The organism is Streptomyces sp. NPDC027185 (assembly GCF_055567035.1).
On record NZ_JBVHRF010000004.1, the window covers coordinates 301,488 to 325,642 of the forward strand.

Sequence of the window (24,155 nt, forward strand, 5' to 3'; positions counted from 1 at the left end):
CGCCGGACGGGGACCACCACCCTCCTGCCGTGAACGGCCGGTGGCGGTACGGACAACCGCGGGCGGGGCGAGGATGAAAGGAACGGCGGCGGGCCGGCGATCCCGCCCCGCCGCCCGGGGTCAGTGGGCGCAGCCCCAACCCGCCGAGGTCGCGGCCACGGCCTGTTCCCGCAGCTCACGGACTGCCTTGGCCGGATCGTCCGCACCGTAGACGGCGGAGCCCGCCACGAAGACGTCGGCGCCCGCCTCGGCGCACCGTTCGATGGTGGACGCCGAGACCCCGCCGTCCACCTGGAGCCACATCTGGAGCCCGTGCCGGGAGATCAGCTCACGGGTGCGGCGGATCTTCGGCAGCATGATGTCGAGGAACGCCTGCCCGCCGAAGCCGGGCTCCACGGTCATGATCAGCACCATGTCCAGCTCGGGCAGCAGATCCTCGTACGGCTCGATCGGGGTGGCCGGTTTCAGCGCCATGGACGCCCGCGCGCCCTGCGCCCGGATCTCCCGCGCCAGCCGTACGGGGGCGGCCGCCGCCTCCGCGTGGAAGGTCACCGAGCCCGCGCCCGCCTCGACGTACTGCGGGGCCCACCGGTCCGGGTCCTCGATCATCAGATGGAGGTCGAGCGGGGTGTCCGTCGCGCGGCTGAGCGACTCGACGACCGGCACCCCGAGCGTGAGATTGGGCACGAAGTGGTTGTCCATCACGTCGACGTGGAGCCAGTCGGCGCCCTCGACGGCGCGCGCTTCCTCGGCGAGCCGGGCGAAGTCCGCGGACAGGATGCTGGGGTTGATCAAGGCCATGTACCCAGTATGGCGTGCCGTTACGGGGCTTTCGCAGGCCCTCCCGGGGGCCGGTCCGTACGCGCCCGGCCCGCCCGGTCACGGACCGGGGCGCGGAGTCCGCCGTCCGTTCGCCCCCCGGACACCGCCCGGAGGGTCGAAATTGCGTCGGGTTAGCATATGAGCACCGCCTAGCTCGATCGAGAGATAAGCCTGTGACTGTCAACGACGACTCGTTCACCAACTGGAAGAACCGCGAGGAGATCGCGGAGTCGATGATCCCGATCATCGGGAAGCTGCACCGCGAGCGGGACGTGACCGTCCTGCTGCACAGCCGCTCCTTGGTGAACAAGTCGGTGGTCAGCATCCTCAAGACCCACCGCTTCGCCCGGCAGATCGCCGGTGAGGAGCTGTCGGTCACCGACACCCTGCCGTTCCTCCAGGCGCTCACCACGCTCGACCTCGGCCCCTCCCAGATCGACCTGGGCATGCTCGCCGCGACGTACAAGGCCGACGAGCGCGGCCTCGGCGTCGAGGAGTTCACCGCCGAGGCGGTCGCCGGCGCCACCGGCGCCAACAAGATCGAGTGCCGCGAGGGCCGGGACGTCGTCCTCTACGGCTTCGGCCGCATCGGCCGCCTCGTGGCCCGTCTCCTCATAGAGAAGGCCGGTTCCGGCAACGGCCTGCGGCTGCGCGCCATCGTCGTGCGCGGCGGCGGCGCCGACGACCTGGTCAAGCGCGCCTCGCTGCTGCGGCGCGACTCCATCCACGGCCAGTTCCAGGGCACGATCACCGTGGACGAGGCGAACAGCACCATCGTCGCCAACGGCAACGAGATCAAGGTGATCTACGCCAACGACCCGTCGGAGATCGACTACACGGCGTACGGCATCAAGGACGCCATCCTCATCGACAACACCGGCAAGTGGCGCGACCGCGAGGGGCTCTCGAAGCACCTGCGCCCCGGTGTCGACAAGGTCGTGCTGACCGCCCCGGGCAAGGGCGACGTCCCGAACATCGTCCACGGCGTCAACCACGACATGATCAAGCCGGACGAGCAGATCCTGTCCTGCGCCTCCTGCACCACCAACGCGATCGTCCCGCCGCTGAAGGCGATGGAGGACGAGTACGGCGTCGTGCGCGGCCACGTCGAGACCGTCCACTCGTTCACCAACGACCAGAACCTGCTGGACAATTACCACAAGTCGGAGCGGCGCGGCCGTTCGGCGCCGCTCAACATGGTGATCACGGAGACGGGCGCCGCCTCCGCCGTCGCCAAGGCGCTGCCCGACCTGAAGGCGAAGATCACCGGCAGTTCGATCCGGGTGCCCGTGCCGGACGTCTCCATCGCGATCCTCAACCTCCAGCTGGCCCGCGAGACCACCCGCGAGGAGGTCCTCGACCACCTCCGCCAGGTGTCGCTGACCTCCCCGCTGAAGCGTCAGATCGACTTCACCAGCGCCCCCGACGCCGTCTCGAACGACTTCATCGGCTCGCGCCACGCCTCGATCGTCGACGCCGGCGCCACCAAGGTCGAGGGCGACAACGCCATCCTCTACCTCTGGTACGACAACGAGTTCGGCTACTCCTGCCAGGTCATCCGGGTCGTGCAGTACGTCTCCGGCGTGGAGTACCCCACGTACCCGGCACCGGCGGTCTGACCGCACACCCCCGCGGACAGCGCAGCGGCCGGCGAGCGGCCGTGGCCGGTACCCGACCCCCTACGGGATCGCGTACCGGCCACGGCGGCCGCCGGCCGTTCGCCTTTCCGCGGGTGCGGTCGCGCACCGGGAGCGCGCACGGGCGGCGGGCGCCGTGGCCCGCCGCCCGCCGGGCTCAGGCGGTACGCCGCAGCAGCGCCAGATACATCGCGTCCGTACCGTGCAGATGCGGCCAGAGCTGGACGTCGGGGCCGTCGCCCAGCGCCGGGACACCCGGCATCAGCGGGCGGGCGTCGATCCACTCGGCGCCGACCGGGACACCGCCGCGGCCCTTGAGGACGTCGTCGACGACGGCGCGGGTCTCGGCCAGGTGCGGGGAGCAGGTCGCGTAGCCGACGACACCACCGACCCGGACGGCGGCCAGCGCCTGGCGGAGCAGCTCCCGCTGGAGCGGCGCGAAACCGTCCAGGTCCTCCGGGCGGCGGCGCCAGCGGGCCTCGGGGCGGCGGCGCAGCGCGCCCAGACCCGTGCACGGCACGTCGACCAGCACCCGGTCGAAGACGCCCGGCCGCCACGCGGGCCGGGTCCCGTCGGCGGCGATCACCGCGTACGGGCCCGGGTTGCCGTCCAGGGCGCGGGCCACCAGACCGGCGCGGTGCGGCTGCTTCTCGGAGGCCAGCAGCGCCGCCCCGCGCTCGGCGGCGAGCGCGGCCAGCAGCGCGGCCTTGCCGCCGGGGCCGGCACAGCCGTCCAGCCAGCGCCGGTCCTCGCCCTCGACGGGCGCGTTCGCCAGCGCCAGCGCGACCAGCTGACTGCCCTCGTCCTGCACTCCGGCGCGGCCCTCGCGCACCGCGTCCAGCGCCCCGGGCTCACCGCCCTCGGCCAGCCGGACCGCGTACGGCGACCAGCGGCCGGGCAGCGCGCGGTCCTCGCCCGCGGCGGTCAGCAGCTCCTCGGCGGTGGACCGGCCGGGGCGGGCGACGAGCGTCACCTCGGGCCGCTCGTTGTCCGCCTCCAGCAGGTCCTCGATGCCCGCCCGGCCGCCGCCGAGCGCGTCCCACAGGGCGGAGACGATCCAGCGCGGGTGGGCGTGGACCAGACCCAGGTGTTCCTCGGCGTCCTCGTCGTAGTCGGGGGCGATCCGCTCCAGCCAGCCGTCCAGACCGTCCGCCGCGACCTTGCGCAGCACCGCGTTGACGAACTTGGCGCGGCCGTCACCGAGCACCACCCGGGCCAGTTCCACGCTGGCGCTGACCGCCGCGTGGGTGGGGATCCGGGTGCCGAGCAGCTGGTGGGCGCCGAGGGTGAGGACGTCGAGGACCGGCGGGTCCACCTCGCGCAGCGGGCGGTCCACGCACTGCGCGACGATCGCGTCGTAGGTGCCCTGGCGGCGCAGGGTGCCGTAGACCAGCTCGGTGGCGAGCGCCGCGTCCCGGCTGTCGAAGTCCGGGTTCTCGCGCGCCTTGCGCAGCAGGGGCGGCAGGACGAGGTTGGCGTAGGCGTCCCGCTCGTCGACGGCCCGCAGCGCCTCGAACGCGAGGATCCGGACCGGGTCCTTCTGCGGGCGGCGGTAGGGCTTGCTGGGACGGCGACGCGGCTGCTGGCTCACGAAAAGGTGCTCCGGAATACGAGAAAAAGGATGTGTGACCAGCGTACGCGCGGGCCGCGGAGCGCGAGGTCCCCAAGGCGCGGGACCCGGAGCCCCGGGACGCGGAGCCCCGGGACGGCGGCCTTCGGCGGGCCGCCGCCTCCGGGGACGGCCGGGGCTACTCGCCGATGACCTCGCCCGCGTCGATACGGACGCCGCGCGCCCAGTCGGCGCCCTTCATCGGCTTCTTGCCCTGCGGCTGGACCCACAGCAGCTCGACGGCGTGGCTGCCGGTACCGACGTACACGGCCTTCTTGGTGACGGCCAGTTCGCCGGGGGCGAGGTGGAGGTCGGCGTCCGGGCCGGCGGAGGCGGTGGCCATCAGCTTCAGCCGCTCGCCGCGGAAGAGCGTCCAGGCGCCGGGGGCCGGCGCGCAGCCGCGCACCACCCGCTCGACCCGCAGAGCGGGCGCCGACCAGTCCACCCGGGCGTCCTCGACCTCGATCTTCGGGGCGAGCGAGACGCCCTCGGCGGGCTGCGGAACGGCGTGCAGGGTGCCGTCCTGGATACCGTCCATCGTCGCGGCGAGCAGGCCGGCTCCGGCGAAGGCGAGCCGGGTCAGCAGGTCACCGGCGGTGTCCGTGGGGCGGATCTCCTCGGTGAGCACCCCGAAGACCGGACCGGAGTCGAGCCCCTTCTCGATCTGGAAGGTGGAGGCACCGGTCACCTCGTCCCCGGCGAGCACCGCGTGCTGCACGGGCGCCGCGCCCCGCCAGGCCGGGAGCAGCGAGAAGTGAAGGTTGACCCAGCCCTTGGCGGGGATGTCCAGCGCCGGCTGCGGCAGCAGCGCGCCGTAGGCGACGACCGGGCAGCAGTCCGGGGCGATCTCCCGCAGCCGCGCCAGGAATTCAAGATCGCCGGGCTTGGCCGGCTTGAGCACCTCGATGCCCGCCTCCGCCGCCCGCTCGGCGACCGGGCTCGCGACCAGCCGCCGGCCCCGGCCGGCCGGGGCGTCCGGCCGGGTCACCACGGCCACCACCTCATGCTGGTCCGAGGCGATCAGGGCATCCAGGGCAGGTACGGCGACCTCGGGGGTACCGGCGAAGACGAGCCTCATGGGTGGCGCACTACCTCTCACACGCTGCGGAACGGCGCACCAGTCTACGGCCGGGCCCCGCGTCCACCGGGCGCACGGGGCCCGGAACGGCCGCCGGCGGTACGTCCGCACGGTCCGCGCCGGGCACCGCGCCCTCGGCGCCGCGGCCGGCGGCGTACGTCCCGGTGACCGCGGCGGCGCCCGGGGGCGGCGGACAACTCCCCGCGGGCCGGGGGCGTGCGGGGCGCACCGCGCCGTGCTGACGAGCTGTTACGCCCCCACACCGTGACCAGAGCCGCCGCTGCCGCGTTGGTCAAACAGCATTGACCGTTGCCGGGCCGCGGACTCGGCCCGCCTCGTCCTTTTCCCTCATCCACGCCGGTTCGAGAGGCTTTCACATGGCCGACCACGCAACCCACGACGCCCAGGCGCGCGCCAGCCTGCATCTCCTGGTACGCGACATCGAGCGGGTACGCCGGCAGGTGGACGCGTTGCGCACCCTGACCGCACAGCTCGGCAACGTCTACCGGCCGCGCCGCACCGGCCCCTCCGCCGGCTTCGTCGTCTACGGGCGCGCACCCGCCCCCACGGTCCGCCTCGCCCAGGAACTGCGGGACAGCGTCGAAACGCTCGTCACCGCCGCCGTCGACTTCGACCGCTCGCTGGGCTTCTCCTGGGACGCGGTCGGCTCCGCGCTCGGCGTCACCAAGCAGGCGGTGCACCGCCGTTACGGCGGCCGCCGGGCCGCGCAGCACGGCGCCGAGGGCGCCGACACCGCGCACCGCTCCCCCGAGGAGACCACCTCGCGCGCGGTGGCCGTCGCCGCCGGCCTGTCCGGTACGCCGTCGGTGCCCGCGGCCCGCACGATGCCGGCACAGCCCGCCCCCGGCCCCCGCGAGGAGCCCCGCACCGGCGCGCTGCCCGCACCGCGCAACGGCTGACGGTCCGTAACCTCCGGCCGACGGGCGGCGGGCCCCGCTCCGCCACCCGCCCGTGGCCGGGCCGGTGCCGAGGAAGCCCGGCGGAGCGCCCCGGGGCCCGCGAGCGGCGGCCACCGCCGGGCCGCCCGGCGGCGTTCAGCCCAGGTCGGGCGGGTCGATCCGGACCCGGACCGCCTCCCCCTCCCGCTTGACCAGCCGGGCCGCGCGCGCCGCCTTCAGGGCCGCCGCCAGCGCCGTGCCCTGACCGGGCCGTACACGGACCAGCGCCCGCTCCCAGCTCTCGCCCGGCGGCGGATCGCCGGGACGGCGCGGCCGCCCGGGGTCGGTGACCGCAAGCGGCACCGGGCCCAGCACCTCGGCGCCCGGCGGGAGTTCGGCGGAGTCCAGCAGCGCGGTGACGTCGTCGGGGCGGCCGGTGACCGCCGCCATCCGGGAGACCGGGGGGAAGCCCAGCTCGGCCCGCTCCGTCAGCTCGCGGACGGCGTGGCCCACCGGATCCCAGCGCACCAGCGCCTGGACCGGCCGCAGCGTCGGCTCCGCTATCACCGCGAGCGTGCCGCCCGCCTCCTGGCCGCGGACCAGCGAGGCGGCTGTCAGCCAGCGGCGCAGCGCCTCCTCCCCGGCACGCAGATCCGGGCGGCCCAGCAGCGCCCAGCCGTCGAGCAGCAGCCCGGCGGCGTATCCGGGGCCTTCCGCGACCGGCTCGGCGCCCGGGGTGGAGACCACCAGCGCGGGGGCGTCCGGGACCGTCGCCAGGACGTGGTCGCGGCCCGAGGTACGCACCGGCACGGCGGGGAAGGCCCGGCCCAGCTCCTCCGCCGTCCGCCGGGCGCCCACCACCTGGGCGCGCAGCCGGGCACCGCCGCACTCCGCGCAGTGCCAGTCCGCCTCCGCCCGGCCGCACCAGGCACACACCAGGTCCTCGGCGCCCGGCGACTGGAGCGGACCCGCGCAGGCGCGGCAGCGGGCCGGGGTCCGGCAGCGGGCGCAGGCCAGCCGGGGGGCGTATCCGCGCCGGGGGACCTGGACGAGGACCGGGCCGTGCTTGAGCCCTTCGCGCACCACCTGCCAGGCCATCGTCGGCAACCGGGCCGCGCGGGCCGCCTCGTCCCGCGCCTCGTCGCCCTCACCGACCGTACGGACGCGGGGGGCGGCGGCGCGCACCCGTTCGCGGTCGGCGGTGAGCGGGCGGGCCCAGCCGGTCTCGACGAGCTGGGCCGCCTCGACCGTGCAGCTCACACCGCCGAGCAGGAATCCGGCCCGCTCCCCCACGGCGCGCTGGATCAGCACCTCGCGGGCGTGCGGCTGCGGGGCGTGCGGGTCGCTGTGCGCGGCGTCGCCGTCTTCCCAGAGGGCGACCAGGCCGAGACGGTCGACGGGGGCGAACATCGCGGCACGGGTACCGATCACGGCGCGCACCGAGCCGCGGCTGACCGCGAGCCAGCGGCGGTAGCGCTCCTCGGGCCCGGCATCGGCGGTGAGCAGGACATGGCGGCCGGCGCCGATGAGGGCGGTGAGCGCGGCGTCCACCCGGGCGGCGGCGCGGCCGTCGGGCACCACGATCAGCGCGCCGCGGTCCGCGGCGAGCGTGGCGGCGGCGGCGCGGGCCAGCTCGTCGGGCCAGGTGGGGCCGGGCAGCGCCGTCCACACCGCGCGCGGCGCGTCCCCCCGGGCCAGCGCGGCGAGGAAGCCCGGCCCGGCGCCGTACCGCTGCCAACTCCCCGGGTCCGGCGGGGCGTTGGGGGGCGGCGGGGGCGGGGACTCCTTGGCCTCGGCGCGGGCACGGCGGGGCGGGACGGCGAGCTGGACGACGTCGGCGAGGCTGCCCGCGTAGCGGTCGGCGACGGCGCGGCACAGGGCGAGCAGCCGGGGGGTGAGGACCGGCTCCGGGGAGAGGACCTGGGCGAGCGGGGCGAGGACGCCGCGGAAGTCGCTCTCCGCGACGCGCTCGACGATGAAACCGCTGACCAGCTTGCCGCCCTCGCGGCGCCCGCCCTTCTCGCCCGCCCCGAAGCGGACGCGGACCCGCACACCGGGGCGCGCCTCGGCGTCCATGGCGGCGGGGACGACGTAGTCGAAGTAGCGGTCGAGGTGGACGAGGCCCTTGTCCACCAGGACGCGGGCGACGGGCAGTTCGGCGGCGGGCTCGGCGCCGCGCCAGGTGCGCGGCTTGGCGCGGGCCGTCCTCGTCTCCCGCACGCTCGCCCGGATGAGGGCCAGCTGCTCGCCCGCGTCCGCCCCCTGGTGCCCGTCGTCCCTGCTCACGGCATCCAGTCTTAGCAGACGGCACTGACAACGGCGGGCGCGCGAGCCCTTCCCCCGGGCCGGGCGGGACCTATTGCGTACGGTGCCGCGGCCCTCGTGCGCGGGCCGCCGCCCCGAACCTCTGCGGCGCCACTTCAAACATGGGAGCGAAATCGCGTCGTTCCCTTTTCGCCGGAGAGAGCCCCGGTACGCCGGAACAGCCAGGCCGGGGGCCGCCCGGCAGCGCCGGAAAGTCGGCCGGAAACGACGCACCACACCCCTGCACGAGACTTACCGCACAGACAACCGCTTCCCACTTCCGAAAAGCTTCTGCAATAGTCGGACCGGCCGTAAGAAGGTAACTCACGCAACACCACCGAAGTAAATTGGAGGCCCCCTCTCCCCCTTTTCCGCCAGGCCGTTCAACCCCTGATCGGACGACTCCCACACCTCCGCCGGATATACGGATCCCCTTTTCCCTGAAGCCGCCTCCCCTTTCTTCCCGTACGCATTCCCCTCCCGCTTCCCCACACCGGCCACCACACCACCGATCAACCGCGCGCCCACTCGCACGACCTCGTCCCGCCGCTCGTCGAAAGGGAACGGAATGCCGTCGGTCACCTCCTCCGGACCGGAACGGGAGCGGTGCCCCGTCGCCGCGCACCGGCGGCCCGGCAGCCATCCGGCCGAGGCACACCGCACCCCGTACCACGAGGTCACACCGCCCGTGACGCGGCCGTCCGAGAGGATGCGGAGGAGTGCTGATCTCACCTTTCCGTACGGCACGGAAACCGTGTCCAGGCCGGCCGGGACACAGCGGCGGCGGCTCTCGCTCCCGGAGGGCAGGAATTTCCGCGGCCTGAATTGCGAAGAAATGCGCGACACCCTCATGGGCGTGCCACGCCGTGCTCGCACCCGCAATATCACGGTCCGCCGCACGCCTTGAACCACTGTGCCCGCGAAGCGAACCGGCACACGCGTTTCCGCACCGCATTCCCACAGCACGGCGGCGGGAAGATTCGCTCCGGACCAACCGGAAGCCGCCCCTTGCGGCCCGCTCCGGCCTCCCCCGCCCCGCCATTCGCGAAGGAGTCCGCTATGCAATACGCCACCGACCAGCTCGACCAGTGGATCCCCGACCGGCGCGCGGACATCAGCGGTACCGCCGCCCTCCGTACTCCGTACCGCGTCGCGGCGCGCGACGGCTTCGAGGCGGGAATGCGATGACCATCCTGCAGATCCCCGCCGCCACCGATGTGGTGCTCCGCGCCGAACGCGACACCCTCGTCCCGCGGCTGCGCATCCTGCCCGAGGCCGATCTGCGGCTGCCCACCGTCTGCGGCGACCGGACCGTCCGTGACCTCGTCGCGCGCTGCGGCGCCGCCCTCACCCGCCTCGCCGCGGACCCGGCGTACGGCACCGCCCACGAGGGGAGCCACCGCGAGGTCGAGGAGCGCCGCTCCTGGCCGCTCAAGCAGGTCATCGACGAGTTCGAGCAGGGGCTGACGGACGCCGTCCCCGCCATCAGGGCGGCGGGCGGCGCCCAGGACCTGACGGCGCTCGGCATCTGGATGCACGGCGGCGACATCCGTGAGGCGATCGGCCTGGACGATCCGTACCACAGCCGCGGCCACCACGCGGCCCTCACCCTGCTCAGCCGGCACGGACGGGTCGTGCGCACGCCCCGGGTGGAGATCCAGCTGCCCACCCGGCGGCTCACCCTGGGCACCGCCGTGCCCGGACGGCCCACCGCGAAGCTGACCGCGGACATCCCCGACGTCCTGCGGCTCTACACCGGGCGCCCGGTGGCCGCCGACCGCTACCGGCTGTCCGGCGCGACTCCCGGCGAACTCGTCGGCGCGCAGTGGTGAGGAGACCGGGCTGACGACCGCATCGCCCCTGTCACCAGGGGCGATGCGGTCGTCAGGGGCGAGCGCGAGCCCACCGCGCCGCGCGGCGCCGCCCCGCCACACCGACCGGGCGCCCCGGCGGGCCCGGCACGGACCGGCCCGCCGAGACCCACCGGAGCATCCCCGCCGACGCGGCCCGCGCCCGCGGCCCCGAGCACATCCCTGAAAGAGGAGCGGTTCTTGCCACTGTCCACCTTCCTGGGCGCCGCCTTGGTGATGGTCATCTGGGGAACGAACTTCACCGTCATCGACATCGGCCTGCGCTCGTTCGACCCCTATCTCCTGGCGTCGCTCCGCTTCCTGCTCGCCGCCGTCCCCGCGGTCTTCTTCATCAAGCGGCCGAACGTGCCGTGGCGCCCGCTCCTGCTGTACGGACTGTTCTTCGGCATCGGCCAGTTCGGGCTGCTCTTCGCCGGGATGGACCTGGGCTTCTCGGCCGGTCTCGCCTCGGTCGTGATGCAGCTCCAGGCGTTCTGGACGATCGGCCTGGCGGCGGGGCTGCTGGGCGAACGCGTCAGCCCCCGCTTCCTGGTGGGGTTCGTGGTGGCGGCGGGCGGCATGGCTCTGGTCGCCGCCGTCTCCGACGGTTCGGTCACCCCGGCCGGTACCGTCCTGGTCGTCGGCGCGTCGCTGTGCTGGGGCATCGCCAACCTGATCATCAAGAAGGCCCGGCCGGAGAACGCGCTGGCGTTCACGGTCTGGGCGAGCCTGGTACCGCCCGTCCCGCTGTTCCTGCTGTCCCTGGGCCTCGGCGGCCGGGACACCGTCGAGCACTCCTTCACCACCATGGGCTGGGCCGGTCTCGGCTCACTGCTCTACATGGTCTATCCGGCGATCCTCTTCGGCTTCGCGCTCTGGAACCATCTGCTGCGCACCTACCGCGCCTCCCGGGTCGCGCCGCTGACGCTGCTGGTGCCGGTCTTCGGCATGGCGTCATCGGTGCTGTTCCTCGGTGAGCCCCTGGGCGTCCTGAAGGCCACCGCCATCGCCCTGGTGGTCCTCGGGCTGGCCCTCAATCAGTTCGACGTGATCGGCAAGGTGCGCGCCCGGCGGGCGCTGCGCGCCCCCGGCCCCGTACCGGCCGACGTACCCTGCGCCGAAGCCACCGCCGCCGCACCGGGGAGGGCCGGCCCGGCGCGCACGAACGGCCCCGTACCGGAAGAAGATCCGGTACGGGGCCGTTCGGCTGTCCGGGGCGCCCCGGACGGGAGGTCCTAGAGACCCGCCGCCTTGCGCAGCGCGTCGACGCGGTCGGTGCGCTCCCAGGTGAAGTCGGCGTCCGCGCGGCCGAAGTGGCCGTACGCGGCGGTCTCCGCGTAGATCGGGCGGAGCAGGTCGAGGTCGCGGATGATCGCGGCCGGGCGGAGGTCGAAGACCTCACCGATGGCCTGCTCGATCTTGTCGGTGTCGACCGTGGCGGTACCGAAGGTCTCGACGAAGAGACCGACCGGCTCGGCCTTGCCGATGGCGTACGCCACCTGGACCTCGCAACGGGCCGCGAGCCCGGCCGCGACGACGTTCTTGGCGACCCAGCGCATGGCGTACGCGGCGGAGCGGTCGACCTTCGACGGGTCCTTGCCGGAGAACGCGCCGCCACCGTGACGGGCCATACCGCCGTAGGTGTCGATGATGATCTTGCGGCCGGTCAGACCGGCGTCGCCCATCGGGCCGCCGATCTCGAAGCGGCCGGTCGGGTTCACCAGCAGGCGGTAGCCGTCGGTGTCCAGCTTGATGCCGTCCTCGACCAGCTCCTTGAGGACGTGCTCGACGACGAACTCACGGATGTCGGGCGCGAGCAGCGAGTCGAGGTCGATGTCGCTGGCGTGCTGCGAGGAGACCACGACGGTGTCGAGCCGGACGGCCTTGTGACCGTCGTACTCGATGGTGACCTGGGTCTTCCCGTCGGGGCGGAGGTAGGGGATGGTGCCGTTCTTGCGGACCTCGGACAGCCGGCGGGAGAGCCGGTGCGCGAGGAAGATCGGCAGCGGGAGCAGCTCCGGCGTCTCGTCGCACGCGAAGCCGAACATCAGGCCCTGGTCGCCCGCGCCCTGCTTGTCCAGCTCGTCCTCATCGCCCTCGACGCGGTTCTCGTACGCCGTGTCGACACCCTGCGCGATGTCCGGGGACTGCGCGCCGATGGAGACCGAGACGCCGCAGGACGCGCCGTCGAAGCCCTTCTTCGACGAGTCGTAGCCGATGTCGAGGATCTTGTTGCGCACAAGGCTGGGGATGTCGGCGTACGCCTTCGTCGTCACCTCGCCGGCCACATGGACCAGGCCGGTGGTGATCAACGTCTCGACGGCGACCCGGGAGGTGGGGTCCTCCTTGAGGAGGGCGTCGAGAATCGTGTCGCTGATCTGGTCAGCGATCTTGTCGGGGTGGCCCTCGGTGACGGACTCCGAGGTGAAGAGGCGGCGGGACACATCGCTCCCTGGGGTTGCAGCGGCTGCTGGCTGATCATTGGCGGAGGGGTTCGAGAGCTGCGCTCGACCCGATCCGCTGGCCAGTTTATCGGTCGTGTGCGAGGTTCGGACACTCAGTCTCGATTTGTGGATCCGTCGTGACCTGGCACACCACGGCCCACAAGGGGACGATCAGCCGTACGGCCCCGCGGGTCAAGGGGGCCGCCGCCGTGGCGCGAACCCGCGGGGCCGGTGCGGCGCGGGGCTCAGGAGCCGTCGGCGGCGTCCGGCAAACGGCCCGCGACGAGGTCCCACACCGTGTCGGCGAGCGCTTCCTTCGGCCCGTGCGGCACCGGCGTCTCAGAACCGTCCGTGGCGAGGATCACGGCTTCGTTCTCCGCCGACCCGAAGGTCTTGTGCTCCCCCACCTCGTTGACGACCAGCAGGTCACAGCCCTTGCGGGCGAGTTTGGCGCGGCCGTTGGCGAGGACGTCGTCGGTCTCGGCGGCGAATCCGACAACGATCTGCCCGGGGCTGGGCCGATCGGCGGACAGCTCCGCGAGGATGTCCGGATTGCGGACCAGCGTGACCGGTTCCGGCTCCTGCCCGTCCTTCTTCTTGATCTTCCCGGTGGCGTACGTGGCGGGGCGGAAATCGGCCACCGCCGCGGCCATCACCACCGCGTCGGCGTCCCGCGCCGCCGCCAGCACCGCCTCCCGCAGCTGAACGGCGGTCCCGATACGGACGACGTCCACGCCCGCCGGGTCCGGCAGCTCGGTGTTGCCCGCGACGAGGGTGACCCGGGCGCCGCGGGCGGCGGCCGTCGCGGCGAGCGCGTAGCCCTGCCGCCCCGAGGAGCGGTTGCCCAGATAGCGGACCGGGTCCAGGGGCTCGCGGGTGCCGCCCGCGGAGACGACGACGTGCCGCCCGGCCAGGTCCGCGGTGAGCGCGCGCGGACCGCGGGCCAGCACCCGGCGGCACAGTTCGAAGATCTCGACGGGGTCGGGGAAGCGGCCCTTGCCGGTGTCGACGCCGGTGAGCCGGCCGACCGCGGGCTCGATGACGAGCGCGCCGCGGCGGCGCAGCGTGGCGACGTTCTCCTGCGTCGCGGGGTTCTCCCACATCTCGGTGTGCATCGCGGGCGCGAAGACCACCGGACAGCGGGCGGTGAGCAGGGTGTTGGTCAGCAGGTCGTCGGCGATGCCGTGGGCCGCCTTGGCCAGCATGTCGGCGGTGGCGGGCGCCACCACGACGAGGTCGGCGCCCTGCCCGATGCGGACGTGCGGCACCTCGTGGACGGATTCCCAGACCTCGGTGGTGGCCGGGTTGCCGGACAGCGCGGACCAGGTGGCCTCGCCGATGAAGTGCAGACTGGCGGCGGTCGGCACGACCCGGACGTCGTGCCCCGACTCGGTCAGCCGCCGCAGCAGCTCACACGCCTTGTACGCGGCGATGCCGCCGCTGACCCCCAGCACGACCCTGGGCCTCGTGCGCTCCTGCTTGTCCATCGCTTCGTGCTCCCCGAGCTCGGTCCGGATCGCCCCGTGGCGGCGGCCGGCGGCCGTCCGCCCGCGGCGGGTGTGCCCCCATGACACACCAAGGGCCCGGCAGTCGCGCTGCCGGGCCCTCGGTGTGGTGGTGCGGTGCTTACTGCGCGGGGCCCTCGATGGCCTCGGAGGTCAGCAGACCCGCGTTGATCTCGCGGAGCGCGATCGACAGGGGCTTCTCGTGGACGTGGGTGTCGACGAGCGGACCGACGTATTCGAGCAGACCCTCGCCGAGCTGCGAGTAGTACGCGTTGATCTGGCGCGCACGCTTCGCCGCGTAGATCACGAGGCTGTACTTCGAATCGGTGGCCTCAAGGAGCTCATCAATCGGCGGGTTGATGATGCCCTCGGGCGCGGTGATGGAAGAGGACACTCTCTGCCTTCCGAAGGGGTGTGAAGCCGGTGGTGAAGCAAAAACTCTGGCGGGGGCCGGAGATCCGCGGTGTCAGTCCGCGGTCTTTCCGTCCCCATTACGCCGCAGCATCAAGGCTAGCAGCTCACGGCTGACGCCCTCGACGGAGGTGTTGACGAGCGTCATATCGAATTCCTTCTCCGCGGCCAGTTCGACCGTGGCGGCCTCCAGGCGGCGCTCGATCACGTCGGGCGCCTCGGTACCGCGGCCGGTGAGGCGGCGGACCAGCTCGTCCCAGCTCGGCGGGGCGAGGAAGACGAGCTGCGCCTCCGTCATCGATTCGCGCACCTGGCGGGCGCCCTGCAGGTCGATTTCCAGCAGGACGGGCTCGCCCGACTCCAGCCGGTCGAGCACCGCGCGGCGCGGGGTGCCGTAGCGATTACCCGCGAATTCCGCCCATTCCAGGAGTTCACCGTTGGCGATCATCTTGTCGAATTCCTCGTCGTCGACGAAGAAGTACTGAACGCCGTGCTGTTCTCCGGGACGGGGCTTACGGGTCGTCGCCGAAACCGAGAGCCAGACCTCGGGGTGCACCTTGCGCAGATGAGCGACGACCGTGCTCTTGCCGACCCCCGAGGGGCCGGAGAGCACGGTCAGTCGCGGACGAGCGTCCGGGGGCACGGGGGTCGTCCCCCGGGATGTTGCAGCCATGCAGCGATTATTCCAGTTTCCGGGCTGTGCCGGAAAATCAGGAAGCCGAGGCGCTGAACTCCCGCTCCAGGGCGGCAATCTGGTTGGACCCCAGGCCGCGTACGCGGCGGCTCTCGGAGATACCCAGGCGCTCCATGAGCTGCTTGGCGCGGACCTTGCCCACGCCGGGCAGCGACTCCAGCAGCGCGGAGACCTTCATCTTGCCGATGACCTCGTTCTCCTGGCCCTGCTTGATGACCTCGTGGAGGGTGACGCCGGAGTTTTTGAGCCGATTCTTGACCTCTGCGCGCTCCCGGCGAGCCGCGGCGGCCTTCTCAAGCGCAGCTGCGCGCTGTTCAGGGGTAAGGGGCGGAAGAGCCACGCCTACGTCACCTCGGATGTAGAACTGTCGGATACGGACCGGTGTGGAACCTAGTCGCCCCGCACGAGCGGAGCAACGAGCAACGCTCTTACGTGCGGTGCTCTCGTCGGAGACTAGCGGCCGACAGCGCTTGAGTCAGCGAGAACAGTCGAAAAGTCCTGGTCAGACTCTGCCGACCAGGACAAATCGGGACTAAACCTACTGCCGGGCCTCCTGCTGATCGATCGCCGCCCGCACCTCGTCGGCGCACCGGGCCGCCGCATCGCGCAGCGCACCGGCGTCCGGCCCCTGCCGCAGCACCCCCCGGCTGACGCTCGGCAGCACGTTGCGGACCGCGTCCCCGAAGACCGTGGGCAGATCGGCGGGGGTCGCGCCCTGGGCACCGATGCCCGGCGCCAGCAGCGGACCGTTGATCGCCAGATCGAACGCGGAGAGATCGCCGAGGGTGGCGCCGACCACCGCGCCGTAGGAGCCCAGGCCCTCGGCCGTGGCGTTCTCCTCGGCGAGGTGGCCCAGGACGGTGGCCGCGACGCTCCGGCCGTCCTCGCGCACCGCCCGCTGGAACTCCGCGCCCTCCGGGTTGGAGGTCAGCGCGAGCGCGAAAACGCCGCAGCCGTGGGTGGCGGCGAGGTCCAGGGCCGGGCGCAGCGAGCCGTAGCCGAGGTACGGGCTGACCGTGACCGCGTCCGAGAAGAGCGGCGAGGCCGGGTCGAGGTGGGTGGCGGCGTAGGCGGCCATGGTGGAACCGATGTCGCCGCGCTTGGCGTCCATCAGGACGAGCGCGCCGCGCTCGCGCGCCTCGGCGACGGCGGTCTCCAGGACCGCGAGGCCGCGGGAGCCGAAGCGCTCGAAGAACGCGGACTGCGGCTTGAGGACGGCGACCCGGTCGCCGAGCGCCTCGACGACGGTGCGGGTGAAGCGGGCCAGCCCCGCGACGTCGTCGTTCAGTCCCCAGTCGGCGAGGAGGGAGGCGTGCGGGTCGATGCCGACGCAGAGCGGACCGCGCTCGTCCATGGCGCGGCGCAGGCGCGCGCCGAAGGGGGTGGGGGCCTGGGTCATGCGGTCACCTGCTCGTGCTCGGCGCCGACCGCGTCGGCGAGGGTGGCGTACGGGCTGTTGCGCAGCCGGGCGGCGAGGCCCTTGTGGAGCGCGCGGCACCAGAAGGGGCCCTCGTAGATGAAGGCGCTGTAGCCCTGGATCAGGGTGGCACCGGCGAGGATGCGCTGCCAGGCGTCCTCGGCGGTGGTGATGCCGCCGACGCCGACGAGGGTGAGGCGGTCGCCGACGCGGGCGTAGAGGCGGCGCAGCACCTCCAGGGAGCGGTCCTTGACGGGTGCGCCGGAGAGCCCGCCGGCCTCGTTGAGCAGCGCCGGGTCGGACGTGAGCGCCGGGTCGCGGGCGATGGTGGTGTTGGTGGCGATGATGCCGTCCAGGCCCAGTTCGAGGGCGAGGTCGGCGACGGCGTCGATGTCCGCGTCGGCGAGGTCCGGGGCGATCTTGACCAGCAGCGGGACGCGGCGGTCGGTGACGGTACGGTCGGCGGCCTCGCGGACGGCCGTCAGCAGCGGGCGGAGGTGCTCGACCGCCTGGAGGTTGCGCAGCCCCGGGGTGTTCGGGGACGAGACGTTGACGACGAGGTAGTCGGCGTGGGCGGCGAGGCGCTCGGTGGAGGTGACGTAGTCGCCGACCGCTTCCTCCTCCGGGACCACCTTGGTCTTGCCGATGTTGACGCCGAGGGTGGTGCGGAAGACCGGGGTGCGGGCGGCGAGGCGCTCCGCGACGGCGGCCGAACCGTCGTTGTTGAAGCCCATGCGGTTGATCAGCGCGCGGTCCGGGACGAGCCGGAAGAGGCGCTTCTTGGGGTTGCCGGGCTGCGGCTGCGCGGTGACGGTGCCGATCTCGACGTGGTCGAAGCCGAGCATCGCCATACCGTCGATGGCGGTGGCGTTCTTGTCGAAACCGGCGGCCAGACCGAACGGGCCGTGCATCCGGCGGCCGAGCGCCTCGACGCGCAGCTCCTTGTAACGGGGCGCGAGCGCCGCCGCGGCGAAGGTCCGCAGGACGGGTGTGCGGGCGGCGGCCCTGATCCAGCCGAAGGCCAGGTGGTGGGCCTTCTCGGGGTCCATCCGCTTGAAGATCAAGTTGAAGAATGTCTGGTACATGCTGGGGTCCTCGTGGGGCTCCGGGGCGGCGGTGCCCATGACGAGGGGGACACCGGAGTGCGGTGTCCCCCTCGTGGGCCGGTCGTCAGTCGCGGGCGGCGGTCAGGTGCTCCGCGTGCTCCTGGAGGGAGCGGACGCCGACGTCACCGCGGGACATCGCCTCGATGCCCTGGACGGCGGCGGCGAGCGCCTGGACGGTGGTCAGGCAGGGCACGCCCCGGGAGACCGCCGCGGTACGGATGTCGTAGCCGTCGAGGCGGCCGCCGGTCCCGTAGGGGGTGTTGACGATGAGGTCGACGCCGCCGTCGTGGATCAGCTGGACGATCGTCTTCTCACCGTTCGGGCCCTCGCCCTCGGAGTGCTTGCGGACCACGGTGGCGCTGATGCCGTTGCGGCGCAGCACCTCGGCGGTGCCGGAGGTGGCGAGCAGTTCGAAGCCGTGGGCGACGAGTTCCCGGGCGGGGAAGATCATCGACCGCTTGTCCCGGTTGGCGACGGAGACGAACGCCCGGCCCTTGGTGGGCAGCGCGCCGTACGCGCCGGACTGCGACTTGGCGTAGGCGGTGCCGAAGACCGAGTCGATGCCCATGACCTCGCCGGTGGAGCGCATCTCCGGGCCGAGGATGGTGTCCACGCCGCGCCCGGAGGCGTCCCGGAAGCGGGACCAGGGCATGACGGCTTCCTTGACGGAGATCGGCGAGTCGAGCGGCAGGGTGCCGCCGTCGCCGCTCTTCGGCAGCATGCCCTCGGCCCGCAGCTCGGCGATGGTGGCGCCGAGGGAGATCCGGGCGGCGGCCTTCGCCAGCGGCACCGCGGTCGCCTTCGAGGTGAAGGGGACGGTGCGCGAGGCGCGGGGGTTGGCCTCCAGGACGTAGAGGATGTCGCCGGCCATCGCGAACTGGATGTTGATCAGTCCGCGGACGCCGACGCCCTTGGCGATGGCCTCGGTGGAGGCGCGCAGCCGCTTGATGTCGTGGCCGCCGAGGGTGATGGGCGGCAGGGCGCAGGCGGAGTCGCCGGAGTGGATACCGGCCTCCTCGATGTGCTCCATGACGCCGCCGAGGTACAGCTCGGTGCCGTCGTAGAGGGCGTCGACGTCGATCTCGATGGCGTCGTCGAGGAAGCGGTCGATGAGGACCGGGTGCTGGTCGATGAGGCCGGCGTGGCGGGTGAGGTACTCGCCGAGCGACGGCTCGTCGTAGACGATCTCCATACCGCGGCCGCCCAGCACGTAGGAGGGGCGGACCATGACCGGGTAGCCGATCTCCGCGGCGATGGCCTTGGCCTCGTCGAAGGAGAAGGCGGTGCCGTACTTGGGGGCGGGCAGTCCCGCCTCGGACAGCACCCGGCCGAACGCGCCGCGCTCCTCCGCCAGGTCGATGGCCTCCGGGGAGGTGCCGACGATCGGTACACCGTTGTCCTTGAGCGCCTGCGCCAGGCCCAGCGGGGTCTGGCCGCCGAGCTGGACGACGACGCCGGCGACCGGTCCGGCCTGCTGCTCGGCGTGGACGATCTCCAGCACGTCCTCCAGCGTCAGCGGCTCGAAGTAGAGCCGGTCGGAGGTGTCGTAGTCGGTGGAGACGGTCTCCGGGTTGCAGTTGACCATCACGGTCTCGTAGCCGGCGTCGCTGAGCGCGAAGGAGGCGTGGACGCAGGAGTAGTCGAACTCGATGCCCTGGCCGATGCGGTTGGGACCGGAGCCCAGGATGATCACCGCGGGCTTCTCGCGCGGGGCGACCTCGCTCTCCTCGTCGTAGGAGGAGTAGAAGTACGGGGTCTTCGCGGCGAACTCGGCGGCGCAGGTGTCGACCGTCTTGTAGACCGGGCGGATGCCGAGGGCGTGGCGGACCTCGCGGACGACGTCCTCGCGCAGGTCGCGGATGCCGGCGATCTGGGCGTCGGAGAAGCCGTGGCGCTTGGCCTCGGTCAGTATCCCGGCGTCCAGCTGGTCGGCGGCGGCGATCTCGTCGGCGACCTCCTTGAGGAGGAAGAGCTGGTCGACGAACCACGGGTCGATCTTCGTGGCGTCGAAGACCTCTCCGGGGGTGGCGCCGGCGCGGATCGCCTGCATGACGGTGTTGATCCGGCCGTCGGTCGGGACCTGGGCCTTGACCAGCAGTTCGTCCTTGTCGCCCGGCTCGCCGGTGAAGGTGAACTGGCTGCCCTTCTTCTCCAGCGACCGCAGCGCCTTCTGGAGCGCCTCGGTGAAGTTGCGGCCCAGCGCCATGGCCTCGCCGACCGACTTCATGGTGGTGGTGAGGGTGGCGTCCGCGGCGGGGAACTTCTCGAACGCGAAGCGGGGGACCTTGACGACGACGTAGTCGAGCGTGGGCTCGAAGGACGCCGGGGTCTCCTCGGTGATGTCGTTGGGGATCTCGTCGAGCGTGTAGCCGACGGCGAGCCTCGCGGCGATCTTCGCGATCGGGAAGCCGGTGGCCTTGGAGGCGAGCGCCGAGGAGCGCGAGACGCGCGGGTTCATCTCGATGACGATGACCCGGCCGTCCTCGGGGTTGACCGCGAACTGGATGTTGCAGCCGCCGGTGTCCACGCCGACCTCGCGGATCACGGCGATGCCGATGTCCCGCAGGGTCTGGTACTCGCGGTCGGTCAGCGTCATCGCCGGGGCGACGGTGATCGAGTCACCGGTGTGTACGCCCATCGGGTCGAAGTTCTCGATGGAGCAGACGACCACGACGTTGTCGTTCTTGTCGCGCATCAGCTCCAGCTCGTACTCCTTCCAGCCGAGGATGGACTCCTCCAGGAGCACCTCGGTGGTCGGGGAGAGCGTGAGGCCCTGGCCGGCGATGCGGCGCAGCTCCTCCTCATTGTGGGCGAAGCCGGAGCCGGCGCCGCCCATGGTGAAGGAGGGGCGGACGACGACGGGGTAGCCGCCCAGCTCGTCGACGCCCTTGAGGACGTCGTCCATCGAGTGGCAGATGTACGAGCGCGCGGACTCGCCGTGGCCGATCTTGCGGCGGACCTCTTCGACGACCTCCTTGAAGAGGTCGCGGTCCTCACCCTTGTTGATCGCCTCGACGTTGGCGCCGATCAGCTCGACGTTGTACTTGTCGAGCGTGCCGGCCTCGTGGAGGGAGATCGCGGTGTTGAGGGCGGTCTGGCCGCCGAGGGTCGGCAGCAGCGCGTCCGGGCGCTCCTTCGCGATGATCTTCTCGACGAACTCCGGGGTGATCGGCTCGACGTAGGTGGCGTCGGCGATCTCCGGGTCGGTCATGATCGTCGCCGGGTTGGAGTTCACGAGGATGACGCGCAGGCCCTCGGACTTCAGGACCCGGCACGCCTGGGTTCCGGAGTAGTCGAACTCGGCTGCCTGACCGATCACGATCGGGCCGGAGCCGATGACCAGGACGGACTGGATATCGGTGCGCTTAGGCACGCTGGCCCTCCATGAGCGTAACGAAGCGGTCGAAGAGGTAGGCCGCGTCGTGCGGGCCCGCGGCGGCCTCGGGGTGGTACTGGACGGAGAACGCCGGCTGGTCGAGGAGGTGCAGGCCCTCCACGACGTTGTCGTTCAGGCAGACGTGGGTGACCTCGGCGCGGCCGTAGGGCGTGTCCGAGATCTTGTCGAGCGGCGCGTCGACGGCGAAGCCGTGGTTGTGCGCGGTGACCTCGACCTTGCCCGTCGTCCGGTCCTGGACGGGCTGGTTGATGCCGCGGTGGCCGTACTTCAGCTTGAAGGTGCCGAACCCGAGGGCGCGGCCGAGGATCTGGTTGCCGAAGCAGATGCCGAAGAGCGGGGTCTTCCGCTCCAGGACCTCCCGCATGACGGCGACGGGGCCGTCCGCGGTGGCCGGGTCGCCCGGACCGTTGGAGAAGAAGACGCCGTCGGGATTGACCGCGTAGACGTCCTCGGCGGTGGCGGTGGCGGGCAGGACGTGCACCTCGATGCCGCGCTCGGCCATCCGCTGCGGGGTCATGCCCTTGATGCCGAGGTCGACGGCGGCGACGGTGAAGCGCTTCTCGCCGACCGCCGGGACGACGTACGTCTCCTCGGTGGCGACCTGGGCGCTGAGGTCGGCGCCGGCCATCTCGGGGGCCTGGCGGACCTTGGCGAGCATGGTGCCCTCGTCGGGCAGCGCGTCACCGGAGAAGATGCCGACCCGCATCGCCCCGCGTTCGCGCAGGTGGCGGGTGAGGGCGCGGGTGTCGATCCCGCTGATGCCGACGACGCCCTGGGCGACGAGCTGCTCGTCCAGGGAGCGCGTGGCGCGCCAGTTGGACGGGATCCGGGCGGGGTCGCGGACGACGTAGCCCGCCACCCAGATCCGCTGCGACTCGTCGTCCTCGTCGTTGACGCCGGTGTTGCCGACGTGCGGCGCGGTCATGACGACGACCTGGCGGTGGTACGAGGGGTCGGTCAGCGTCTCCTGGTAGCCGGTCATGCCGGTGGAGAACACCGCTTCGCCGAAGGTCTCCCCCACGGCCCCGTAGGCGCGGCCGCGGAAGCTGCGGCCGTCCTCCAGGACGAGAACGGCGGGGATTTTGCTCCCCCTGGTGGAGGTCGTCATCGTGCGCCTTCCGTTTCGGTGTGCTCGGTGGTGCTGGTGGTGTGCGAGGGGCTGAGGCGGTTGATCGCTTCGACCCAGGCGGGGTGGTCGCCGGCCCGGTCGGAGCGGAAACCGGAATCGATCTCCGTACCGCCGTGCGTCCAGGTGACGATCAGCAGACCGCCCTCGGGGAGGACCTTGCCCGCGATGCCCTTGTCGAGGCGGGCGCCACGCAGGGCGTCCGCCGGGATGAAGAAGTCGCTTGCGCCGGGCCGGACGACGTCCAGCCCCCGTTCGGTCAGGGTCAGCTCGACGCGGCTGCGGGTGCCGAGGCCGTGCGCGACGATCCGGTCGAGCCACTGCCCGGCGGTGGTCGAGCCGTGGTAGCGGCCCGACGCCGTCGCGATCGCCTCGCCCAGCTCATCGGGGCTGGTGGGAAGCGCGGGCACATCGCTCTGGAGTGTGCCGCGCCACTTCCAGCCCTGGCGCATCAGCCAGTAGAGGAGCGCGACGAACAGCAGGAGTCCGACGACCCAGCCGATCCGCGCGGCCCAGTCGGTGACCTCGGCGGACTTCTGTGCCGCTGCGGAGGTGAGGAGGTGAGGTGTCACGCCAGCTTCCCGTCGACGACCGTTGCCCGGCCCCGCAGGAAGGTGTGGGTGACGCGCCCCGGCAGCTCACGGCCCTCGTAGGGGGTGTTGCGGCTGCGGGAGGCGAAGCCCGCGGGGTCCACCACTCCACGGTAAGCGGAATCGTGCAGCGTGAGGTTGGCGGGCTCGCCTGCCGAGATGGGGCGGCCGTGGCCGGACAGGCGGCCGATGTCCGCCGGGCGGAACGACATCCGGTCGGCGACGCCGGCCCAGTCCAGCAGTCCGCTGTCGACCATCGTGTGCTGGACGACGGAGAGCGCGGTCTCCAGGCCGACCATCCCCATGGCCGCCGCGCCCCACTCGCAGTCCTTGTCCTCGTGCGGGTGCGGGGCGTGGTCGGTGGCGACGCAGTCGATGGTGCCGTCGGCCAGCGCCTCGCGCAGCGCCAGCACGTCCGCCTCGGTACGCAGCGGCGGGTTGACCTTGTAGACCGGGTTGTAGCTGCGGACCAGCTCATCGGTGAGGAGGAGGTGGTGCGGGGTGACCTCGGCGGTGACCTTCCACCCCTTGGACTTGGCCCAGCGGACGATCTCGACGCTGCCGGCGGTGGAGAGGTGGCAGATGTGGACGCGGGAGCCGACGTGCGCGGCGAGCAGCACATCGCGGGCGATGATCGACTCCTCGGCCACCGCCGGCCAGCCGCCCAGCCCCAGCTCGGCGGAGACCAGGCCCTCGTTCATCTGGGCGCCCTCGGTCAGCCGCGGCTCCTGCGCGTGCTGGGCGACGACACCGTCGAACGCCTTCACGTACTCCAGGGCGCGCCGCATGATGACCGCGTCGTCGACGCACTTGCCGTCGTCGGAGAAGACCCGCACCCCGGCGCGGGATTCGTGCATCGCGCCCAGCTCGGCGAGCTTCTTGCCCTCCAGGCCGACGGTGACCGCGCCGACCGGCTGGACGTCGCAGTAGCCGGACTCCTGGCCCAGCCGCCAGACCTGCTCGACGACGCCGGCGGTGTCGGCGACGGGGAAGGTGTTGGCCATGGCGTGCACGGCGGTGAAGCCGCCGGACGCGGCTGCCTTGGTGCCCGTCAGGACGGTCTCGGAGTCCTCACGGCCCGGCTCGCGCAGGTGGGTGTGGAGGTCGACGAGGCCCGGTAGCAGGATCTGGCCGCCGGCCTCGACGACGCGGGCGCCCTCGGCGCTCAGGCCCGTACCGACCTCGGCGATGAGCTCGCCGTCGATCAGCACGTCCTGCGGCTCGCCACCGAGGATCTTCGCCCCGCGGATCAGGGTCTTGCTCATG

21 protein-coding genes are annotated in these 24,155 nt (G+C 72.5%); 5 read left to right on the forward strand and 16 right to left on the reverse strand.

Annotated features, from left to right (window positions below; all coding sequences use genetic code 11):
* Positions 1–120 precede the first annotated feature (120 nt).
* Positions 121–801, reverse strand: a complete 681-nt coding sequence (gene rpe / locus ACZ4M8_RS14955; protein ID WP_467607087.1) for a ribulose-phosphate 3-epimerase — start codon at positions 799–801, stop codon at positions 121–123.
* Between the two features lie 194 nt (positions 802–995).
* Between rpe and ACZ4M8_RS14960 the strand changes: the two genes are divergently transcribed.
* Positions 996–2,441: a glyceraldehyde-3-phosphate dehydrogenase gene (locus ACZ4M8_RS14960; RefSeq protein ID WP_467607089.1), complete on the forward strand. Its 1,446-nt coding sequence runs from the start codon at positions 996–998 to the stop codon at positions 2,439–2,441.
* A 175-nt stretch (positions 2,442–2,616) separates the two neighbouring features.
* On the opposite strand, the gene ACZ4M8_RS14965 is transcribed toward ACZ4M8_RS14960, so the two are convergent.
* A complete protein-coding gene (locus tag ACZ4M8_RS14965; RefSeq protein ID WP_467607092.1) occupies positions 2,617–4,050 on the reverse strand; it encodes an RsmB/NOP family class I SAM-dependent RNA methyltransferase in 1,434 nt (477 codons plus the stop codon).
* Between the two features lie 157 nt (positions 4,051–4,207).
* Positions 4,208–5,146, reverse strand: coding sequence for a methionyl-tRNA formyltransferase (fmt, locus tag ACZ4M8_RS14970; protein ID WP_467607095.1), 939 nt, complete (start codon positions 5,144–5,146; stop codon positions 4,208–4,210).
* A 377-nt stretch (positions 5,147–5,523) separates the two neighbouring features.
* Here fmt and ACZ4M8_RS14975 point away from each other — a divergent pair, with 377 nt between their 5' ends.
* Positions 5,524–6,066, forward strand: coding sequence for a hypothetical protein (locus tag ACZ4M8_RS14975; protein ID WP_467607097.1), 543 nt, complete (start codon positions 5,524–5,526; stop codon positions 6,064–6,066).
* A gap of 135 nt (positions 6,067–6,201) precedes the next feature.
* Here the strand turns inward: ACZ4M8_RS14975 and ACZ4M8_RS14980 are convergent, their stop codons facing one another.
* Entirely contained in the window at positions 6,202–8,331 is a 2,130-nt protein-coding gene (locus ACZ4M8_RS14980; RefSeq protein WP_467607099.1) for a primosomal protein N', read from the reverse strand.
* 342 nt (positions 8,332–8,673) lie between these two features.
* Positions 8,674–8,931 (reverse strand): hypothetical protein, encoded by a 258-nt coding sequence (locus ACZ4M8_RS14985; protein ID WP_467607101.1) that lies wholly within the window; start codon positions 8,929–8,931, stop codon positions 8,674–8,676.
* Between the two features lie 477 nt (positions 8,932–9,408).
* Here ACZ4M8_RS14985 and ACZ4M8_RS14990 point away from each other — a divergent pair, with 477 nt between their 5' ends.
* The 3 genes from ACZ4M8_RS14990 to ACZ4M8_RS15000 all read left to right on the forward strand — a co-directional run bounded on the left by ACZ4M8_RS14990 (position 9,409) and on the right by ACZ4M8_RS15000 (position 11,438).
* Entirely contained in the window at positions 9,409–9,537 is a 129-nt protein-coding gene (locus ACZ4M8_RS14990; RefSeq protein WP_467607103.1) for a hypothetical protein, read from the forward strand.
* Entirely contained in the window at positions 9,534–10,181 is a 648-nt protein-coding gene (locus ACZ4M8_RS14995) for a maleylpyruvate isomerase family mycothiol-dependent enzyme (RefSeq protein ID WP_467607105.1), read from the forward strand. The genes ACZ4M8_RS14990 and ACZ4M8_RS14995 overlap by 4 nt, the downstream gene beginning before the upstream one ends.
* A gap of 219 nt (positions 10,182–10,400) precedes the next feature.
* Positions 10,401–11,438: an EamA family transporter gene (locus tag ACZ4M8_RS15000; protein ID WP_467607108.1), complete on the forward strand. Its 1,038-nt coding sequence runs from the start codon at positions 10,401–10,403 to the stop codon at positions 11,436–11,438.
* Here the strand turns inward: ACZ4M8_RS15000 and metK are convergent.
* The 11 genes from metK to ACZ4M8_RS15055 form a co-directional block, all read right to left on the reverse strand.
* Complete coding sequence (gene metK, locus ACZ4M8_RS15005) at positions 11,435–12,643, reverse strand: methionine adenosyltransferase (protein WP_467607110.1); 1,209 nt, start codon at positions 12,641–12,643, stop codon at positions 11,435–11,437. The two genes, ACZ4M8_RS15000 and metK, sit on opposite strands and share 4 nt — an antisense overlap.
* Before the next feature lie 245 nt (positions 12,644–12,888).
* A complete protein-coding gene (gene coaBC / locus ACZ4M8_RS15010) occupies positions 12,889–14,130 on the reverse strand; it encodes a bifunctional phosphopantothenoylcysteine decarboxylase/phosphopantothenate--cysteine ligase CoaBC (protein ID WP_467607111.1) in 1,242 nt (413 codons plus the stop codon).
* Positions 14,131–14,269: 139 nt separating this feature from the next.
* Positions 14,270–14,542 (reverse strand): DNA-directed RNA polymerase subunit omega, encoded by a 273-nt coding sequence (gene rpoZ / locus ACZ4M8_RS15015; protein ID WP_005319902.1) that lies wholly within the window; start codon positions 14,540–14,542, stop codon positions 14,270–14,272.
* Positions 14,543–14,614: 72 nt separating this feature from the next.
* Positions 14,615–15,232, reverse strand: a complete 618-nt coding sequence (gene gmk / locus ACZ4M8_RS15020; protein ID WP_399093877.1) for a guanylate kinase — start codon at positions 15,230–15,232, stop codon at positions 14,615–14,617.
* A 37-nt stretch (positions 15,233–15,269) separates the two neighbouring features.
* The gene (gene mihF / locus ACZ4M8_RS15025) at positions 15,270–15,593 is read right to left on the reverse strand and encodes an integration host factor, actinobacterial type (protein ID WP_399093874.1); all 324 of its coding nucleotides are present in this window, start codon (positions 15,591–15,593) and stop codon (positions 15,270–15,272) included.
* A gap of 198 nt (positions 15,594–15,791) precedes the next feature.
* Positions 15,792–16,652 carry an orotidine-5'-phosphate decarboxylase gene (gene pyrF / locus ACZ4M8_RS15030; RefSeq protein ID WP_467607114.1) on the reverse strand — a complete coding sequence of 287 codons (861 nt, stop codon included), beginning with the start codon at positions 16,650–16,652 and terminating at the stop codon, positions 15,792–15,794.
* Positions 16,649–17,755 carry a quinone-dependent dihydroorotate dehydrogenase gene (locus tag ACZ4M8_RS15035; protein ID WP_467607116.1) on the reverse strand — a complete coding sequence of 369 codons (1,107 nt, stop codon included), beginning with the start codon at positions 17,753–17,755 and terminating at the stop codon, positions 16,649–16,651. The genes pyrF and ACZ4M8_RS15035 overlap by 4 nt, the downstream gene beginning before the upstream one ends.
* A gap of 85 nt (positions 17,756–17,840) precedes the next feature.
* Positions 17,841–21,149, reverse strand: a complete 3,309-nt coding sequence (carB, locus tag ACZ4M8_RS15040) for a carbamoyl-phosphate synthase large subunit (RefSeq protein ID WP_467607117.1) — start codon at positions 21,147–21,149, stop codon at positions 17,841–17,843.
* Entirely contained in the window at positions 21,142–22,281 is a 1,140-nt protein-coding gene (gene carA, locus ACZ4M8_RS15045) for a glutamine-hydrolyzing carbamoyl-phosphate synthase small subunit (protein WP_467607119.1), read from the reverse strand. Before carA ends, carB begins: the two co-directional genes overlap by 8 nt.
* Positions 22,278–22,871, reverse strand: a complete 594-nt coding sequence (locus tag ACZ4M8_RS15050) for a PH-like domain-containing protein (RefSeq protein ID WP_467607120.1) — start codon at positions 22,869–22,871, stop codon at positions 22,278–22,280. The genes carA and ACZ4M8_RS15050 overlap by 4 nt, the downstream gene beginning before the upstream one ends.
* Positions 22,868–24,154, reverse strand: a complete 1,287-nt coding sequence (locus ACZ4M8_RS15055; RefSeq protein WP_467607122.1) for a dihydroorotase — start codon at positions 24,152–24,154, stop codon at positions 22,868–22,870. Before ACZ4M8_RS15055 ends, ACZ4M8_RS15050 begins: the two co-directional genes overlap by 4 nt.
* Position 24,155 lies beyond the last annotated feature (1 nt).